At 67.6% G+C, this 17639-nt stretch carries 13 protein-coding genes; 4 read left to right on the top strand and 9 right to left on the bottom strand.

Translation table 11 applies throughout. The features are described 5' to 3' along the window. Nucleotides 1–83: 83 nt before the first annotated feature. Nucleotides 84–332, top strand: a complete 249-nt coding sequence (locus tag QK291_RS10930; protein ID WP_003804966.1) for a WhiB family transcriptional regulator — start codon at nucleotides 84–86, stop codon at nucleotides 330–332. 145 nt (nucleotides 333–477) lie between these two features. On the opposite strand, the gene QK291_RS10925 is transcribed toward QK291_RS10930, so the two are convergent. The 4 genes from QK291_RS10925 to QK291_RS10910 are packed head-to-tail and all read right to left on the bottom strand — an operon-like array spanning nucleotide 478 to nucleotide 8916. Continuing rightward, the gene (locus QK291_RS10925; protein WP_282381646.1) at nucleotides 478–1947 is read right to left on the bottom strand and encodes a PAS domain-containing sensor histidine kinase; all 1470 of its coding nucleotides are present in this window, start codon (nucleotides 1945–1947) and stop codon (nucleotides 478–480) included. Between the two features lie 35 nt (nucleotides 1948–1982). Continuing rightward, nucleotides 1983–6857: an NAD-glutamate dehydrogenase gene (locus tag QK291_RS10920; protein WP_282381644.1), complete on the bottom strand. Its 4875-nt coding sequence runs from the start codon at nucleotides 6855–6857 to the stop codon at nucleotides 1983–1985. 59 nt (nucleotides 6858–6916) lie between these two features. Beyond that, nucleotides 6917–8275 (bottom strand): P-loop NTPase, encoded by a 1359-nt coding sequence (locus QK291_RS10915; RefSeq protein ID WP_282381642.1) that lies wholly within the window; start codon nucleotides 8273–8275, stop codon nucleotides 6917–6919. Next, nucleotides 8272–8916, bottom strand: coding sequence for a hypothetical protein (locus tag QK291_RS10910; RefSeq protein WP_282381640.1), 645 nt, complete (start codon nucleotides 8914–8916; stop codon nucleotides 8272–8274). Before QK291_RS10910 ends, QK291_RS10915 begins: the two co-directional genes overlap by 4 nt. Before the next feature lie 148 nt (nucleotides 8917–9064). Here QK291_RS10910 and QK291_RS10905 point away from each other — a divergent pair, with 148 nt between their 5' ends. After that, the gene (locus tag QK291_RS10905) at nucleotides 9065–9280 is read left to right on the top strand and encodes a helix-turn-helix domain-containing protein (protein ID WP_282381638.1); all 216 of its coding nucleotides are present in this window, start codon (nucleotides 9065–9067) and stop codon (nucleotides 9278–9280) included. A 38-nt stretch (nucleotides 9281–9318) separates the two neighbouring features. Here QK291_RS10905 and QK291_RS10900 read toward each other — a convergent pair whose 3' ends face one another. Beyond that, on the bottom strand, nucleotides 9319–9897 hold the full coding sequence (locus QK291_RS10900) for a hypothetical protein (protein ID WP_282381636.1): 579 nt from the start codon (nucleotides 9895–9897) through the stop codon (nucleotides 9319–9321). Nucleotides 9898–10054: 157 nt separating this feature from the next. On the opposite strand from QK291_RS10900, the gene QK291_RS10895 reads away from it, so the two are divergent. Together QK291_RS10895 and QK291_RS10890 are read left to right on the top strand one after the other, a co-directional pair. Beyond that, nucleotides 10055–10870: a LysM peptidoglycan-binding domain-containing protein gene (locus QK291_RS10895; protein ID WP_282381634.1), complete on the top strand. Its 816-nt coding sequence runs from the start codon at nucleotides 10055–10057 to the stop codon at nucleotides 10868–10870. 104 nt (nucleotides 10871–10974) lie between these two features. Beyond that, nucleotides 10975–11466 (top strand): Rv3235 family protein, encoded by a 492-nt coding sequence (locus QK291_RS10890; RefSeq protein WP_282381632.1) that lies wholly within the window; start codon nucleotides 10975–10977, stop codon nucleotides 11464–11466. Nucleotides 11467–11630: 164 nt separating this feature from the next. Here QK291_RS10890 and secA read toward each other — a convergent pair whose 3' ends face one another. The 4 genes from secA to QK291_RS10870 all read right to left on the bottom strand — a co-directional run bounded on the left by secA (nucleotide 11631) and on the right by QK291_RS10870 (nucleotide 17588). Then, a complete protein-coding gene (secA, locus tag QK291_RS10885) occupies nucleotides 11631–14366 on the bottom strand; it encodes a preprotein translocase subunit SecA (protein WP_282381630.1) in 2736 nt (911 codons plus the stop codon). Between the two features lie 70 nt (nucleotides 14367–14436). Beyond that, nucleotides 14437–15732 (bottom strand): crosslink repair DNA glycosylase YcaQ family protein, encoded by a 1296-nt coding sequence (locus QK291_RS10880; protein ID WP_282381628.1) that lies wholly within the window; start codon nucleotides 15730–15732, stop codon nucleotides 14437–14439. Nucleotides 15733–15764: 32 nt separating this feature from the next. Then, on the bottom strand, nucleotides 15765–16490 hold the full coding sequence (raiA, locus tag QK291_RS10875) for a ribosome-associated translation inhibitor RaiA (protein ID WP_282381626.1): 726 nt from the start codon (nucleotides 16488–16490) through the stop codon (nucleotides 15765–15767). Between the two features lie 162 nt (nucleotides 16491–16652). Continuing rightward, a complete protein-coding gene (locus tag QK291_RS10870) occupies nucleotides 16653–17588 on the bottom strand; it encodes a phosphoribosyltransferase family protein (protein WP_282381625.1) in 936 nt (311 codons plus the stop codon). Nucleotides 17589–17639 lie beyond the last annotated feature (51 nt).

The raw sequence follows: 17639 nt of genomic DNA, 5'->3' as shown, positions 1-17639 counted from the left end.
GGGCCCCTTTCTTATGAAGCCTCTAGTGAATAATTTCACAAAGGTTTTTAACGTGTGCCCAGGAAATGGAGTGACTGATCAGCATGGATTGGCGTAACCGCGCAGCGTGCCTTGACAAGGACCCGGAGCTATTCTTCCCCGTAGGAAACACCGGTCCTGCCCTCCTGCAGATCGAGGAAGCCAAAAGTGTTTGCCGTCGATGCCCCGTCGTCGACACGTGCCTGCAGTGGGCACTTGAGTCCGGGCAGGACGCCGGAGTCTGGGGCGGCATGAGCGAAGACGAGCGCCGCGCCCTGAAGCGCCGCGCCGCCCGCGCCCGCCGCGCCTCCTGACACGGGGTTCCTGGAGCCGGCCCGCCGGCGACCCGCTGTGAGCGGCAGGACAGCAATGGCCGCAGACCTCCGTCTGCGGCCATTGCCCGTTAAACCCCCGGTCTGACCGGCGGCCCGCCGGCCGAAGGACTCAGCCGAACCGGCGCTACCGTTTCGCCAGGCTCAGGACAATCTGGACAGCCGTTCCGCCGCCCTCCCGGGCCTTCCACTGGATGCAGCCGCCCAGTTCGCTCGTCACCAGGGTCCGCACGATCTGCAGGCCGAGTCCCTCCACATAGGGGGTGGCCGGGATGCCAACCCCGTCGTCCGCCACAGTCACGGTGAGCAGCTCCTCGCCGTCCTCGCTTTCGGAACGGTCCGCGATCAGCCAGACGGTCCCGGTCCGGCCCTCCAGGCCGTGTTCGACGGCGTTCGTCACCAGCTCGTTGATCACCAGGGCCAGCGGCGTGGCAAAGTCGCTCGGCAGTTCGCCGAAGAGTCCGGAACGCGCCGTCTTCACCTGCTGCGACGGGGAAGCCACCTCGGCCGAAAGCCGGAACTGGCGGCCGATGAGCTCATCGAAGTCGACGCTCTGGGTCAGGCCCTGCGACAGCGTCTCATGCACGAGGGCAATCGTGGCCACCCGTCGCATCGCCTGCTCGAGGCCCTGCTTGGCCTCGTCGCTGACCATCCGCCGCGACTGCATCCGCAGCAGCGCAGCGACCGTCTGCAGGTTGTTCTTCACCCGGTGGTGGATCTCGCGGATCGTGGCGTCCTTCGTCACGAGTTCCATCTCCCGCCGCCGCAGCTCGGAGACGTCGCGGCAGAGCACCAGGGCGCCAAAGCGCTGCTGCTCATCCCGCAGGGGAATCGCCCGCAGCGACAGGCTGACCCCGCGGGACTCGATTTCACTGCGCCACGGCATGCGTCCCGTGACGACCAGGGGCAGGGTCTCGTCCACCATGCGGCGGTCCCTGAGCAGGCCCGCGGTCACCTCGGCCAGGCTCCGGCCCTCGAGGGACTCGCCATCGCCGAGCCGGCGGAACGCCGAGACCCCGTTGGGGCTCGCGTACTGGACGATGCCCTCGGCGTCGAGCCTGATCAGGCCGTCACCGACGCGGGGCGCGCCGCGGCGGGACCCGGTGGGCGAGGCGAAGTCCGGCCACAGGCCCAGCGTCCCCATCCGCAGCAGGTCATAGGCGCACTGCCGGTAGGTCAGCTCCAGCCGTGAGGGCATCCGGGAGCTGGAGAGGTCCATGTGGGTCGTGACGATCGCCAGCGTCCGGCCGTTGCGGACCATCGGCACGGCCTCGACCCGCAGGGCCATGTCGCTGCTCCAGTTGGTCTCGTTGGAGCGCTCAATGGTGCGGCTCTCCCACGCCTTGTCGACCAGGGGCTGCAGATCCGACCTGATCCCCTCCCCCACGAAGTCGGCATGGAACACCGTATGCGTGGTGGAGGGGCGGACATGGGCCAGCGCCACGTAGCCGAACTCAGGGTGCGGAAACCACAACGCCAGGTCCGCGAACGCCAGGTCCGCGACCATCTGCCAGTCACCGACGAGGAGGTGCAGCCACTCGGCATCCCCCGGCCCGAAATCAGCATGCTCCCTGATAGGGTCCGTAAAGATTGCCACAGCACCTCCATTTGCGACGCCGGCAGCCCAGCTGGCTAGCGTCGGACGATTGACCTCAAGAGCCTCAATGCTACCGACAGCGAGGCCATGTCATCGGCCTCGAGGGCGTTGACCTCGTCAAACATGCTCTTCGCCCGGTCCAGCTGCTCAACATTCTGGCCCTCCCAGGCCAGCAGCCGTTCCTCCGCCGGCAGGTCCGGAGAGGTGGCCTCCAGCACCGCCGCCGTCATATCCGAAACGGTCGAGTAAAGATCGTCACGGAGGGCCGCCCGGGCCAGCGCCTGCCAGCGGTCCTTCCGGGGCAGTTTCGTGATGCGTTCGAGCAGCGAGTCGGCGTGGAAGCGGTTGAACACCGTGTAGTAGACATGGGCGATGTTTTCGACGGGTTCCGGGCTGACGTGGACGATCTTGGCGATGTCGAGCAGCACGAAGCTCTCGAACAGTTCCGCCCAACGGTGGGCCAGGTCCTCGGGCAGTTCCCAGCCGCGCGCCTTCTCGAGCCATTCCGCCACCCGGGCACGGTCGTCCCCGCGCAGGTAGTCCAGCAGGCGTGCCCGCATGGGGTCCATCAGCGGCTTGAACTCGCCGACGATCTCGGCAATGGGCCGGGAGGCGTTGGACTGGCTCAGGACCCACCGGACGGCCCGGTCCAGGAGCCGGCGGATGTCCAGGTGCACGGTGCTCCAGTGCTCCGTCGGGAAGGATGCGGGGAGCTCGTTGAGTTCCCCGACCATGATGTTCAGCTCGTACACCTCCCGGAGTGCCACGAAGGCCTTGGCGACGGCGGCCTCGGTGGCCGAGGTCTCCTCCATGGCGCGGAACACGAAGGTGATGCCGCCCATGTTGATCATGTCGTTGGCCACCACCGTGGCGATGATTTCGCGCCGCAGCGGATGGGTGTCGAGCTCAGCGTCGAACCTGTCGCGCAGCTGCTGCGGGAAGTAGGCCCGCAGGGTCTGCCGGAACCACGGGTCCCCGGACAGGTCACTGTCTCTCAGCGCCGAGGCAAGTTCGATCTTGGCGTAGGCCGCCAGCACCGACAGCTCTGGCGAGGTCAGGCCCTGGCCCTGCTCCAGCCGCTCGCGCAGTGTCTCGGTGGTCGGCAACGCCTCCAGATCGCGTTTGAGGTCGGCGGACTTCTCCAGCCAGTCCATCAGGCGCTCGTAGCTGGGGCTCCATTCGGAAACCCGCATCCGGTCATTGAGCAGCAGGATGTTCTGGTCGATGTTGTCCTCCAGCACGAGGCGGCCGACTTCGTCGGTCATCGACGCCAGGAACTCCGAACGCTCCGCGGGATCCAGTTTGCCAGCGGCAACCATACGGTCCACGAAGATCTTGATGTTGACCTCGTGGTCCGAGCAGTCCACGCCGGCGGAGTTGTCGATCGCATCGGTGTTCAGGATGACGCCCTGGAGGGCCGCCTCAATCCGGCCACGCTGGGTCATGCCCAGGTTTCCGCCCTCCCCGACCACTTTCACGCGGAGGTCCCGGCCGTCGACGCGGATGGAGTCGTTGGCTTTGTCGCCGACGACGGCGTTGGTTTCGGTGCCGGCCTTGACGTAGGTGCCGATTCCGCCGTTGTACAGCAGGTCGGCCGGGGCGAGCAGGATCGCGCGCAGCAGTTCGGGCGGGCTGAGCTGGGTGGTCCCCTCGGGCAGTCCGAGCGCGGACCTGACCTGGTCCGAGACGGGGATGGACTTGGACTGGCGGGCAAACACCCCGCCGCCTTCGCTGATCATTGACTTGTTGTAGTCGTCCCAGGATGAACGGGGCAGCTCGAAGAGCCGCTGGCGCTCGGCGAAGGAGACGGTCTCGTCCGGGGTGGGATCGAGGAAGATATGCCGGTGGTCAAAGGCCGCCAGCAGCCGGATGTGCTTGGACAGCAGCATGCCGTTGCCGAACACGTCACCGGACATGTCGCCGACGCCGACGACGGTGAACGGCTCGGACTGAGTGTCCAGGTCCAGTTCGCTGAAGTGCCGCTTGACGGATTCCCAGGCACCGCGGGCGGTGATGCCCATGGCCTTGTGGTCGTAGCCGACGGACCCGCCGGAGGCGAAGGCATCGCCGAGCCAGAAACCGTATTCGGCGGCAAGGCCGTTGGCGATGTCGGAGAAGGAAGCCGTTCCCTTGTCGGCCGCGACGACGAGGTAGGAATCGGCGTCGTCGTGCCGGACGACGTCGGCCGGCGGCACCAGCTGCTCGCCCTCCGACGTCGTGATGAGGTTATCGGTGACGTCCAGGAGTCCGCGGATGAAGGTCTTGTAGCTTTCGACGCCCTCGGCCATCCATGCGGTGCGGTCCGCCGCCGGGTCCGGGAGCTGCTTGGCGTAGAACCCGCCCTTGGCGCCGGTGGGCACAATCACGGCGTTCTTGACCGTCTGGGCCTTGACCAGGCCGAGGATCTCGGTGCGGAAATCCTCGCGCCGGTCCGACCACCGCAGCCCGCCGCGGGCGACCTTGCCGAAGCGCAGATGCACGCCCTCGACCCGGGGCGAGTAGACCCAGATCTCGAACATGGGCCGCGGGAACGGCAGGCCTTCCATGGCGGCGGGGTTGAGCTTGAAACTGAGGTGCGGCTTATTCTGGTAATGGTTCGTCCGCAGGGTCGCCAGGATCAGGTTCTTAAAGGTCCGCAGCACCCGGTCGGCGTCGAGGGTCGCGACCTTTTCGATGGCAGCGTCCAGTGCGGAGCGGACCTCGTCCTGCCTGATCCGGCGCGCCTCCTCGTCCAGGGAGGGATCGAAGCGGGCTTCGAACAGGGCGCTGAGCCCGAGGTTGACCTCCGGGTTGGCCAGCAGGGTGTCGGCCAGGAACCCGTAGGAGTTGGTGTTGCCCATCTGCCGCATGTACTTGGCATAGGCGCGCAGCACAACGACCTGGCGCCAGTGCATTCCCTCGCGCAGGACCAGCCGGTCGAAGCTGTCAGATTCCACCGCACCGGACACCGCGGCGCCGAAGGAGTCCGCGAGCAGCTGCCCGGTCTCGAGCGGGTCCACCCCGGCCGGGTACTTCAGGCCCAGGTCGTAGAGGAAGAAGTCCCGGTGGTCAGCGGTCTCGATCTCGAACGGGCGCTCGTCGAGGACTTCCAGGCCCAGGTTGTGGAAGTAGGGCAGGATCTGGCTCAGGCTCTTGGGCTCGAGCATGTAGAGCTTGACGCGGGCGTCCTCTTCGAGGGTCGCGCCGGCGCCGTGGGGGAGGTAGACATGGACGCCGGGGTGCTCCTTGACGGCTTGCCCGGCCAGGGCGGCGGCGGCACCGTACTTCTCGAAGCGGGCGATGTCCTCAAGGGCGTCCTCCACCTCGTAGTCGACGCGGTAGCTCGCCGGGAAGGCCTCGGCCCACACGGCGGCTAGCTCCTTGGCGCGGTTTTCCTCGATGCCGCCGAGGCCGTCGGCGCGGGCGTGCAGGACCTCGGCAATGCCTTCGCTCCACGAGCGGGCCGCGCGGACCAGCCGCTTTTCGAGGTCGTCGGTGTTGACGTTGCCAACATCGGCGTTCTTCGGAAGCCGGATCCGGAAGAAGAGCCGCGCCAGGGCGGATTCGGTCATCCGCGCCTCGTAGTCGATGGACACTGCGTCGAAGGTCTCGCGCAGTTCCTGCTCGATGCGCAGGCGCACGTTGGTGGTGTACCGGTCGCGCGGAAGGTAGACGAGTGCGGACATGAAACGGCCGTAGATGTCCGGGCGCAGGAACAGTCGGGTCCGGCGTCGTTCCTGCAGGCGCTGGATGCTCGTGGCAATGGCGGCCAGGTCGGGGATCTCGATCTGGAAGAGCTCGTCGCGGGGGTAGGTTTCGAGGATGCCCAGCAGGTCCTTGCCGGAGTGTGAATCCGGCGGGAAACCGGCATCCCGCAGGACCGCGGCGACCTTCTCCCGGACCACCGGGATGTCACGCACGGATCCGGCGTACGCGGTGGTGGCGAAGAGTCCGATGAAGCGCCGTTCGCCGTTGACGTTGCCGGCTGCGTCGAAGCTTTTGACGCCGATGTAGTCCAGGTAGGCCGAGCGGTGAACGGTGGACCGTGAGTTGGCCTTGGTGATGACGAGCGCGCGCTTTTCCCGTGCCTTCTTGCGGCCGGTCTCCGTCAGGTGCTGGATCTGGTGCGGCGTGGCGGCACTTGCACGCAGCAGCCCCAGCCCGCTCTCCTCCCGGGGTTCCAGGACATCCTCGCCGGATTCGTTCTTGAGGTCGTATTCGCGGTAGCCGAGGAAGGTGAAGTTCCCGTCGTCCAGCCAGCGCAGCAGTTCCTGGGCCTGGCGGAGTTCGGCGATCTGCGCCGGATTGGCGAGCTTGTCCAGGTCCCCGGCAATCTGGATGGCCCGGTTCCTCATCTTCGGCCAGTCCTCGACGGCGGCGCGCACATCGTTGAGCACCCGGCCGATGCCCTCGGTCAGCGCCGCCCGTTTCGCGTCGTCGACGCGGTCGATTTCGACGGCGATCCAGGATTCCATGTGGGAGGCGTTGTCGCCCTGCGCGATCAGGTGCGACAGGTTGGGCATCGCTGCCGTGTCGCCGCTGGAGATGCCCAGGTGGGAGGGGACCCGGGCGACCCGGGCCAGCTCCCCGGTCTCACGGTTGCGGGTCACGACGAACAGCGGATGCATCACCAGGTGGATGGGGGCCTGCTGCCGGACCAGCTCGGCGTTGACCGAGTCAACGAGGAAGGGCATATCGTCGGTGACGATGAAGACGACACTGCGGTCATCGTCGTCGGCGATCACGATGTTGGCGTGGCCCGGGAAGCGCTGCTCCGCCGTTTGACGGTGCGTCTGCGCCCGTGCCGCGAGCAACTCGGCGGGATAAGCCCGGGCGTCTTCCCCGGCGATGTGCTCGTAGTAGTCCCGCAGGTAGCCTTCTCCGGCACCGATCGAAACGGGTTGATCCTCCACGCTGGACCCAGACGACATCGACAAACGCCTCCATCAAGAAAATTCATGGCCGCTTCGTTGCGGCCCTCATGGCGAGCCTAACCCTTTAGGCGGCGCTTCGCTGTGGTGGAAAATACAGAGGATCGGCTGTTTTGCTGGACGGGTGCACAAACCAAGGCGGCGATGCCCCTCCGGAGTGGGGAATCCGGCGCGGCTTCCAACAGCAGCGATCCGGAGAGCAGGGCCGCATCACTCGAGGCCGGATCGGCCGGGAGGAACGCCAACAACGGGGCTGTCGGGCCGTACCGCTCCCAGGCATCGCGCAGTTGCCGCTCCGGGGAACGCCCCACTGCGGACTGACGGACCTTGTTCAGCACCACGCGCGCGGACGCCTGCGGGACGGCGGCTTCAAGTTCGGCCAGGCCGCGGACCAGCCGCGGGACGCCGATCGAGTCAGCGGCGCCGACGGCGAACACGGTGTCCGCCAGTTCAAGGCTCCTCAGCGTCGCGGCGTTCCGGCGTGGCGCCATGGTGTCGAAACTCAGTTCTTCGTCGCTTTCGAGGCAGAACCCCGTATCGATGACGGTGACGTCCACGACCTGCCGGGCGCGCGCCAGGACGAGGGACAGCGCCGCGGCGCGAAGTTCAGTCCAGCGGTCCGCCCGGGTGATGCCGGTCAGCACCCGGAAGGTTCCCGCCCTGGTCACCACGGGGGCCGCAATCCGGAGCAGAGCTTCGGCGTCCAGGAGGCCCTGGTCCGCCAGGCGGCAGGCCTGCGCGAGGCCTGCGGCTTCGTCCAGGAGTCCAAGCATGGCGGCGACGCTGGCACCGTAGCTGTCGGCATCCACCAGCAACACCGACTTTCCCGCGGCAGCGAGTTCGGCCGCCATGTTGGCAGCGAGCATGGTCCGGCCCGGCGATCCGGCCGGGCCCCACACCGCAATGATCTGCCCGGCCCCGGATCCTTCCGGTCCCTCAGCGGTAGCACCGCCAGAGCGGCCGGGCGTCGGGCCGGATCCCTCCGCGACAGCACCGCCGGAACGGGCCGGCGTCGGGCCGGGATCGACCACGCCGGCGCCGCCTGCCCGCCGGAGCCGCTGGTCAGGTCCGGCCAGTCGTGCCACCGCCCCCGTGATGCGGCTGGCGAGCGCGGCGGCGTCGACGCCGGTGACGTCGGCGTCCACGCCGATCCCCTGCAGCCGGGCCTTTTCCTCCGGACTGTCGGTCAGTGCCAGGACGGCGACACCGACGGCGGACAGCCGGTCGACCAGCGACGCCGTCAACTCCTCGCTGCCCTGCGCCACGACGGCGGCCCGGGCCAGGCCGCCCTGGCACGCCGCCAGCAGTTCCGCCAGTTCGGTGCACCGCCGGACGATGGACACCGGCCCGTGAAGCCGTTCCAGCCTGCCGACCAGGTCTTCGCGCGAATCCCCGACGGTGACGACCGGGATGCTCATCGGCCCGGGCCTCCTGGGTTCCAGACCACGGAGATCTTGGCCTTGTTGGCCTGCGCGCCCAGCAGATCGGGCATCTGGCCGTCCGTCACCAGCACCATCACCACAGTGGACCGGGCAGACCCCAGCGCAGTGCTGCCCGGGCTGACCTGGGCGACTTCGGCGCCCGGCAACAGCAGGGCCGGCTGAATGAACCCGTTCCGGTCGTCGGGCAGCGCGACCCAGACGTCCACCCGTGACCCGGCAACCGCCTGCGGGGGCAGCGCCTCATCGATGGTGACCGCGACCGGTTTCCGGTCCAGGCCATCGACTTGCCCTAAGCTCCCGCGCGGCACCAGTTGGTCCTTGCCGATTCTCTGGACGGCAACGAGCCCGTCCGGAAGGCCGGACGCCGGCGTCAGATACTGCTGCTCCACATCGCCCAGGCGCACCTTGACGCGGTTCAATTTGTCCGGGGTCAGCTTTTCGCCCACGGCGATCGCCTCCCGTGCGGTGTAGGCATCGGCTGTCTGGTCCGCGGCGCCGACCAGGGAGATGACTCCTGCAACGGAGGCCAGCACGAGCAGGATGCCGATGAGGAGCCTGGGATCTTTCCAGGACGGTTTCTTCAGCCGCGCCCCGCCGGCCACCGTGCTCCCACTCATGCGCCTGCTCCCCCCGTAGTCGCCGCCCGGCACCGGCCGGGCCTCCTCATTGTTACGCCTTCGCGCCCTGACGGGAAGATGCCGGAACAAAGAAGTGCAAACTGTGGATATCGGCCTCAGACGAAGCCATTGGTGGCAAAATGAAGTCATGCCCCGATTCCTGACCCTTGCCGACGTCGCAGAGCAGCTCCAGATCAACGCCCCGGCGGCCTACGCGCTGGTGCGCAGCGGCCAACTCAAGGCCATTCAGGTGGGCGGACGTGGCCAGTGGCGCGTCGAGGAAAAGATGCTTGAGCAGTACATCGAGGAGCGGTACGCCGAGGCAAGCCGGATGATCGAAGAGACCAAGTCCAAGACCCGCTGAGCCGGCGTCCCGCATACGCTGCGGCGCCCGCCCATTCATCATGCCCCGTAGCCCGGAGCCCGGGCCGACCTGAGGGCGGCCAGCGCGGCAAAAGGGATGGTCGCCAGCTGCCGGACGTTGGCCGCCCGCCGGTCCTCGCCTTCGCCGGTGACCGCCAGGTCAAGGTAGTCGCGACCGACCCGGTCAATCACCCCGTGGAGCGTCCTTTCACCCGTTGAGCCACCGGAGATCAGGACGGCGAGTCCGGTGCGGTCCCGTGCCAGCCCGCGCAAGGCGCTGGCGAGGCCAAGTCTTTGCCTGACCCTGGACGGCTCGGGCACGGCGAGCCGCGAGAGCCCAAGATAGCGAACCGCCGAGGCATAGGGAACCAGCACCTGGTGCGTCGGTTCATCCAGAACGAGGGCCTGGCTCCCGGCGTGGCTCAGACTCCCGTGGAACGTCGATCCGGACGCAAGCTCGACCACGATCAGCAGCCCCAGCGAGCCGCGCAGCCGGTCGGCCAGTTCCACCGCCGCCGACTCCGACCGTGTCCGCTCCGCGATTTCCGCGTCGAGATCCAGCCGCTCGCTGGCGGCCAGCTGTGTCTCCAGATCGTCAAACAGGGCATCCCAGCGCATTTCGTCAGGTTAGGCGCGCCAGGCCACAAGGGTCAACCACGCCGCTTTGAATTCTCTATGGACAAATGCTTTCCTTAAGGATCAAACTGAGACTAAATACATCAAACAACATCAAACAACATCATTGTATTGTCACTTCAGGCGAGGCGGTCAGACCATGAGGGCAACAGATTTCCCACCACCGAGGCGCCGCCGCGTGTTCGACGCCGACGCGGCCATGGCCGCCGTTGTCTTATTGCTCGGAGTTTTCCTTGCCGTCAACGGCGGAAGCATCGTCCAGCGCTGGCGGTCAACCCCAGGACGGCAGCAGCCCGTCGGGTTCGAGGAGCAGCTGGGCATTGCGGCAAACACGGCCGGCCTGATCGTCATCGTCTGGTGGGCCATGTCTTTTGCCATTGCTGTCGCGGCAGCACTGCTCAACCGCCACGGGCACGCCCGCGCCGCCTCGGCTGCCGGGACGTTCATCCCCGCCTTCATGCGCCGCCTCGCCCTGGCCGCGGTCGGACTCCAGCTGGTCACCGCACCGCTGGCAGCCGCCTCTCCCCTGCCGGATGTCCCCGGATCCCCGTGGGCCGTACGGGCCGCATCCGCCGCGTGGACGCCGACGGCGGTCCCGATCCCAACCGGAGCTCCGCCGCCTGCGGCCATTGAAACCCCCGGACCGGCGCCGCAGCCGGGCGCTCCGGCCGTGGCCCATCCTCAATGGCGGCCACTCAGCCCGGTCGTCGAACCCGGCCCCCTGGCGGGACGCCCGCTGCGGCAACAGCAGCCCGGAGCCCTCCCCGCGGAGGTGACGGTCCGCCCCGGAGATTCGCTGTGGAGCCTGTCCTCTGCCCGTCTGGGACCCTTCGCCTCCGACGTCGACGTCGCCCTGGACTGGCCCCTGATCTATCAGGCCAACCGGGACATTATCGGCGGGAACCCCAACCTCCTGAGGCCGGGCCAGGTGCTCCAGCTGCCGCCCGGGCACTGAATCCCCAGACGCCGCGGGACGGCATTAACGGCTCCGCCGGAACCACCAGCATCCCCACGACCGCACAGCGGTCCAACCCGCCCGCCCACAGCAAAGGAAGCAACATGAGCGCCCTGCCCGGCCCCCGCGCCGCCGCGCAAGTTCCCGCATCCACTGCCGCACCCCTGCGTCTGGTGCCCGGGGGCGCCGACCCGGCCGCCCCCGGCGCCGGTCCCGGCGTTCCGGCCACACCGCTGCGCATGACCGATCAGGACCGCGAGATCTGTGCGATCTCCCGCAGCACGGTTCAGGCCGCCATCGAGGTGCTGGCCGGCACCCGGCCGGCGCAGCAGCTCGCCCGGCGGCTCGACGAACGCTGCCTCGCGGCGCTGCAGCACCGGGCCGCCCTGACCCGGAGGGCACCGTGCGGGGCATCACCGACCGCCGGACGCCTGCACGGCAACCCCGCAGTCCGCTCCGTCCGGGCCTGCCGGGTCTCCGCCGACGTTTATGAGGCCAGTGCCGTGGTGGTCGAGGAGCTGCGGGTCCGGGCGGTCGCATTGAGGCTGGAGCGCAGCAGGCTTGCCTGGCGGGTCACCGTGCTGGAAATCGGCTGACAGCCCAGGACAAGTCGTCCGTGGAAACCTGCTGGGGGCCGGCTCACGGAACCGAGGAGAGGAGGAGAAGAGGAGGCAGCAACGAAAGAGGACCGGAGCATGCTCCGGTCCTCTTTCGCTGCTGCGCCGTTCGGGCTGGCGGCTGCGGCCCGGCCGGCAGCCGGCTAGCGCCGCTTCTTTTTGTTCGCGCGGCGCGCTGAGTCCTGCGCGGCCTTGGCCGGGTTGCCGGAGCGGCCGGAGGACTTGGCCTCGACGCGGGTCTGGGCCGAACCGTCCTCGCCGGGTGCCGTGTACTGCAGCTGGGCCGGCTTTTCGGGGGCTTCCAGCCCGGCAGCCCGGATCTGCGGCTCGTGGTGTTCGGTGTGCTGGCCCGCCGCGTCGGCCACGACGACGTCCTCGGCGGGGGTTACCTCGACCTCAAGATTGAACAGGAACCCGACGCTCTCCTCCCGGATGGCCTCCATCATGGCCTGGAACATGATGAAGCCCTCGCGCTGGTATTCCACCAGCGGGTCGCGCTGGGCCATCGCACGCAGGCCGATGCCTTCCTTCAGGTAGTCCATCTCATAGAGATGTTCCTGCCACTTGCGGCCGATCACGGACAGGACCACACGGCGTTCGAGCTCGCGCATGCTCTCGTGGCCGATGGCTTCCTCGCGGGCCTGGTAGACCAGGCGCGCATCGGAGAGGATCTCCTCCCGGAGGAAGTCCACGGTGATCCGCGACTTTCCGCCGGCCTCGTCGATGAGGTCGCGCGGGGTGACGCTCACGGGATAGAGCGTTTTGAGGTTGGTCCACAGCAGGTTGAAGTCCCAGTCGTCGCCGGTGCCCTCCGCGGTGGCTTCCTCGATGAACGAGGTGATGGTGTCTTCCAGGAAGTACTGGACCTTCTCGTGGAGGTCATCGCCCTCGAGGATGCGGCGGCGGTCACCGTAGATGGCCTCGCGCTGGCGGTTTAGGACGTCGTCGTACTTCAGGACGTTCTTCCGCTGTTCGGCATTGCGGCCTTCGACCTGGCCCTGGGCCGAGGCGATGGCACGCGAGACGAGCTTGGATTCGAGCGCGACATCGTCGGGCACCGAGCTGTTCATCAGCCGTTCAGCCGCGCCCGAGTTGAACAGGCGCATCAGGTCGTCGGTGAGGGAGAGGTAGAACCGGGACTCGCCGGGGTCGCCCTGGCGTCCCGAGCGGCCGCGCAGCTGGTTGTCGATGCGGCGTGATTCGTGCCGTTCGGTGCCCAGCACGTACAGCCCGCCGAGGCTGAGGACTTCCTCGTGCTCGTCCTTGACCGACTGCTTGGCTGCTTCGAAGGCCGCGGGCCAGGCCGCTTCGTATTCCTCGGAGTTTTCCTCCGGGTCCAGGCCGCGCTTGGCGAGGTCGGCGACGGCGGTGAACTCGGCGTTGCCGCCGAGCATGATGTCGGTACCGCGGCCCGCCATGTTGGTCGCCACGGTCACGGCGGCCTTGCGGCCGGCCTGGGCCACAATCGCGGCCTCACGGGCGTGGTTCTTCGCGTTCAGGACCTCGTGCCGGACGCCTTCCTTGGCCAGCAGCCGGGAGAGGTATTCGCTTTTTTCCACGCTGGTGGTGCCGACCAGGATCGGCTGGCCCTTTTCGTGCCGTTCGGCGATGTCCTTGACCACGGCGTCGAACTTGACGGCCTCGTTCTTGTACACGAGGTCCGCCTGGTCGATGCGCGTCATGTCGCGGTTGGTGGGGATCGCGACGACGCCGAGCTTGTAGGTGCTCATGAACTCGGCGGCCTCGGTCTCGGCCGTACCGGTCATGCCCGCGAGCTTGTCGTACATGCGGAAGTAGTTCTGCAGCGTGACCGTGGCGAGCGTCTGGTTCTCGGCCTTGATCTCGACGCCTTCCTTCGCCTCAATCGCCTGGTGCATGCCTTCGTTGTAGCGCCGGCCCGCGAGGATTCGGCCCGTGTGCTCGTCAACGATCAGCACCTCACCGTCGAGGATGACGTAGTCCTTGTCCCGTTTGAAGAGTTCCTTGGCCTTGATGGCGTTGTTGAGGAAGCCGATCAGGGGGGTGTTGGCGGACTCGTAGAGGTTGTGGATGCCGAGGTAGTCCTCGACTTTTTCGATGCCGGCCTCCATCACACCGACGGTGCGCTTCTTTTCGTCGACCTCATAGTCCTCGTCCGGCTTGAGCCGGGTGACGACCTTGGCGAACTCGCTGTACCAGCGGTTGGTGTCGCCCTGGGCGGGGCCGGAGATGATCAGCGGCGTCCGTGCCTCATCGATGAGGATGGAGTCCACCTCATCGACGATCGCGAAGTGGTGGCCGCGCTGGACGAGCTCGGACTTGTCCCACGCCATGTTGTCGCGCAGGTAGTCGAAGCCGAATTCGTTGTTGGTGCCATAGGTAATATCCGCGGCGTACTGCTCGCGGCGCAGGGCGGGGTCCTGGTTGGACAGGATGCAGCCGCTGCTCAGGCCGAGGAACCGGTACACACGGCCCATGAGGTCCGACTGGTATTCAGCCAGGTAGTCGTTCACGGTGATCACGTGCACACCGTTGCCGGCAAGGGCGTTGAGGTAGGCCGGAGCGGTCGCCACGAGGGTCTTTCCTTCACCGGTCTTCATTTCGGCGATATTGCCCAGGTGCAGGGCGGCGCCGCCCATCAGCTGGACGTCGAAGTGCCGCATACCGAGGGTGCGGGAGGAGGCTTCGCGGACGGCGGCGAACGCCTCGGGCAGGAGGTCATCGAGCTGCTCGCCGTCGACGTGGCGTGCGCGGAGACGGTCGGTCTCCTGGCGCAGTTCGGCGTCGGTGAACGTCTGGAAGGAGCTTTCAAGGGCATTAATGGAATCGGCATAGTTCCGCAGGTGCCTCAGGGTTTTCTTGTCACCCGTGCGGAGAAGTTTTTCGATAAGTGATGCCACGTGAAGTTGCTCCCAGTCTCAAGCTGCCGAATTCTGGCGTTTTTAGTCTACGGGAGAGACGCAGGGCCGGTTACGCCTGTTCCCTCTGAGCGGATACGCCGCTTCCTGCCCCGGACACCGCGTCCGCGAGCGCCGGCGCCAGGTCTCCTTTGGGGGAGACAACGACCCGGTCCAGCTCCAACCACTCTGCCATGAGCTGCAGTTCCGCGGCGAGTTCGACGGCGGTGTCGGCGGGAGCGCCGGGCTCCGCGTGAGCGGCCCTCGCCAGCAGGAGGCCGTTGGTCCGGTCGGCTTTGAGGTCGACGCGGGCCACGATCCCGTCGCGAAGCAGGAACGGCAGCACGTAGTAGCCGAAGCGGCGCTTCGGCTCCGGGGTGTAGATCTCGACGCGGTAGTGGAAACCGAATAGGGCCTCCAGGCGGCGCCGCTCAAAGACCAGCGAGTCGAAGGGGCTCAGCAGAGCCCGGCCGGTGGCCGTGCGAGGGAGTTTCGCCTCGGCGTGCCGGTAGACGGGCTTGCTCCAGCCGGACACTGTGACGGGGAGCAGCCTGCCGGCGCCGGCGAGGTGTTCGACGGCGATCGCGGACGCACGCATTGGCGTCCGGAAGTAATCAGCGAAGCACCGCAGCGTGCCGATGCCGTGGGCGCGGGCGGCGGCGTCGATCAGGCGGACCAGCGCGGCCTCCCGGTTCGGTCCGGCGTCCTCCTGGTCCGGCCCGGCGTCCGGCCCGGCGCCCGGGGCGGCTGCGTCGTCGGGATCCGGCAGCCCGGGAAGGACCTTGGCGGTGAGCGTGTAGCGCCTTTCAAAGGAGTCGGTGCGGGAGGCGGCCGAGATGAGGCCCGCCTCGAAGAGGTGCTCCAGCACGCGTTTCACAATGTTCCAGTTCCAGCCCCAGTTGTCCTGTTGCCGGGCCTCCACGTGGCCCAGCCGGGCGGTGAGTTCGGCGGCGGTCATCGGCCGGCCGGCGGCGAGCGCTTCAAGCACCCGGGCGGCGACGCCGCTCCGCAGCTCTGGATCCATGGTGTGGGCCCCGACCCATGAGCGGCTCTGCCACCGGAGCAGGTCCTGGAAATGGTCGGGACGGATAAAGCTGGCCTCATGGGCCCAGTACTCCATCATGCGGCGCGGGTGGCGTCCCGCCATCCGGTCAAGGATGGTGCGGTCGTAGTTCCCCAGGCGGGAAAAGAACGGCAGGTAATGGCTGCGGGACAGCACGTTGACGGAGTCGATCTGGACCAGCTGGAGGCGGGCAAGGGTACGGCCCACCGCCCGTGCAGTCACGGGTCCGGCGGGCCGTACTTTGTCCAATCCCTGGGCTGCCAGTGCGATCCGCCGGGCCTGCTGGAGGCTCAGCGATTCCTGCACGTCAGTCCCTTCGTCGGATGGTCAGCACCAGCTTATGCGCTGGCCGGCTCATCCTCGGAACGGTACGCCAGGATTTTCTCCTCCAGCGGAGCCTCACCCGGCTCGCAGGTCTGGTCGAGGGAGATCACTCCGTACGTCCACCCCTCGCGGCGGTACACAACCGATGGCGCCTTGGTCTCCTTGTCCACGAAGAGGTAGAAGTCGTGACCCACGAGTTCCATGTTGTCGACCGCGTCGTCGAGCGTCAGGGATGCAGCGGGGAAAACCTTCCGGCGGATGAGCACCGGTGAGTCTCCGGCCGGGATATCGTTCTCGACCTCATAAGGTGATTTCTCGGCGGGGGCTTCCTTGGGCTCCAGCCAGTGGTTCGCCTCGACGTAGAGGGGTTCGCTGGTGCTCGCCGGCGCGAGTGTTGCCGTCGCCTCGGTGACGGACTTGGGGGTATGCCTGCCGTGGTGGACCTTCTTGCGGTCCTTCGCCCGGCGCAGGCGTTCAAGAAGCTTGTTGTAGGCGAGGTCGAACGCGGCAAACTTGTCCGCGGCGCTGGCTTCGGCACGAATCACGGGACCCCGTCCCAGGACGGTCAGCTCAACCGTGAGCATCTCGTCGGTCTGCCGGGCCTTGGTCTCCTTGGAAACCTTCGCGTCCACCCTCTGGACCTTGTCCCCCAGCGACGCGATCTTCGAGATCTTCTCGTCGGCGTACTCGCGGAACCGGTCGGAGACCGTCAAATTACGTCCGCTGATCATGAACTCCATGGTGCCCTCCAAATGACTTCGGTGACACGACGGCGGCACTTCCTGGGGCTGATCTGACTGACAGTCGAGCCCCTTTCCGAGCCGCTATCGACAGGTACATCTATTCTTGGTACCCATCTCCGACGTTAGTTCATAGCCACCTCTTATTCATCCTTTTTTGGTTTATTTTTTTCCTTGACGCGGCGGTTCCCCAGCCACCGCACGGTCCGAGGCGCCGATGTCGAGCGTGCCGGGCGGGCGTGTCGCAGCGACGACGACGGCGCCCCTGACCACGGCGCCGGCGGCCCGCAGCGCCCGGGCCGCCTCGGCCACCGTGGACCCGGTGGTGAGCACGTCGTCAACGATGATGCACGGCCGGCCGTTCACCTTTGGAGCGAACAGCCCGCGGCGGACCCGCATGGACCCCCGCACCCGCTGTGTGCGGTCCCCGCGGCCCAGCCCCTTCTGTCCGCCGGTTGTTCCCCTGGCTCCCCCGGTCTTCCGGAGGGCATGGGCGGCCGTGAACCTGGCGGGCGGCCCGCTTCCCGGGGCCCGGATCCGCCGCATCCTGCCCAGCAGCACGTGGACTGGACTGAAGCCCCGATTCCGGTAGGCGCCGCTGCTGGTGGGCACGGGGACCAGCAGCAGTCCCTGGGCGTCCCCGGCAGCGGCCCGGATGGCCCGGGCCAGTCCTTGCGACAGCACCTCCGCAAGCTGTCCCTGGCCGTGGCTCTTGAAGGACAGGACGGCCTGCGCCAGCTCCGCCCGGTAGGCGCCGGCGGCCACGACCGCAAGGAGCGCGGAGCCGTCCACATCCATCAGGGCGGGCGCCTGGGCCTCTGCCCGGAACGGCCGGCGCATCAGCAGCCGGACCTGCCGTTCGCAGCCCCCGCAAAGGGCCAGATCCTCAGCGCCGCAGCAGACGCAGTCCACCGGCGCCGCGAGTGCCAGCACTTCGGCCGCTGCCTTCGCCGCCCCGTCCGCCAGCCGCGCCAGTGGCCGGCGGTAATCCCCGCGGTGTCTCGAAACGGCCGTTGCCGCCGGCGCAAGATCAGGGTCGGCGACGGCACTGGCCCGGCGGTCGAGGTCGCGGTCACGGAGTTTCCTGGAGGTCCCCACAGACACTACGTTCCGCCCGCCCGGCGAGTCAGGCAACGCTGTGGCACGCCA

Source organism: Arthrobacter sp. AL12, from assembly GCF_029960645.1.
In the GTDB taxonomy this organism is placed as follows: Bacteria; Actinomycetota; Actinomycetes; order Actinomycetales; family Micrococcaceae; genus Arthrobacter.
This window is presented reverse-complemented; position numbering and strand designations above follow the sequence as displayed.

Bases quoted from the DNA above. Each gene is read 5' to 3' on its own strand.
- QK291_RS10930 (WP_003804966.1), top strand. From the start codon at position 84: ATGGATTGGCGTAACCGCGCAGCGTGCCTTGACAAGGACCCGGAGCTA.
- QK291_RS10920 (WP_282381644.1), bottom strand. From the start codon at position 6,857: ATGTCGTCTGGGTCCAGCGTGGAGGATCAACCCGTTTCGATCGGTGCC.
- QK291_RS10915 (WP_282381642.1), bottom strand. From the start codon at position 8,275: ATGAGCATCCCGGTCGTCACCGTCGGGGATTCGCGCGAAGACCTGGTC.
- QK291_RS10910 (WP_282381640.1), bottom strand. From the start codon at position 8,916: ATGAGTGGGAGCACGGTGGCCGGCGGGGCGCGGCTGAAGAAACCGTCC.
- QK291_RS10905 (WP_282381638.1), top strand. From the start codon at position 9,065: ATGCCCCGATTCCTGACCCTTGCCGACGTCGCAGAGCAGCTCCAGATC.
- QK291_RS10900 (WP_282381636.1), bottom strand. From the start codon at position 9,897: ATGCGCTGGGATGCCCTGTTTGACGATCTGGAGACACAGCTGGCCGCC.
- QK291_RS10895 (WP_282381634.1), top strand. From the start codon at position 10,055: ATGAGGGCAACAGATTTCCCACCACCGAGGCGCCGCCGCGTGTTCGAC.
- QK291_RS10890 (WP_282381632.1), top strand. From the start codon at position 10,975: ATGAGCGCCCTGCCCGGCCCCCGCGCCGCCGCGCAAGTTCCCGCATCC.
- raiA (WP_282381626.1), bottom strand. From the start codon at position 16,490: ATGGAGTTCATGATCAGCGGACGTAATTTGACGGTCTCCGACCGGTTC.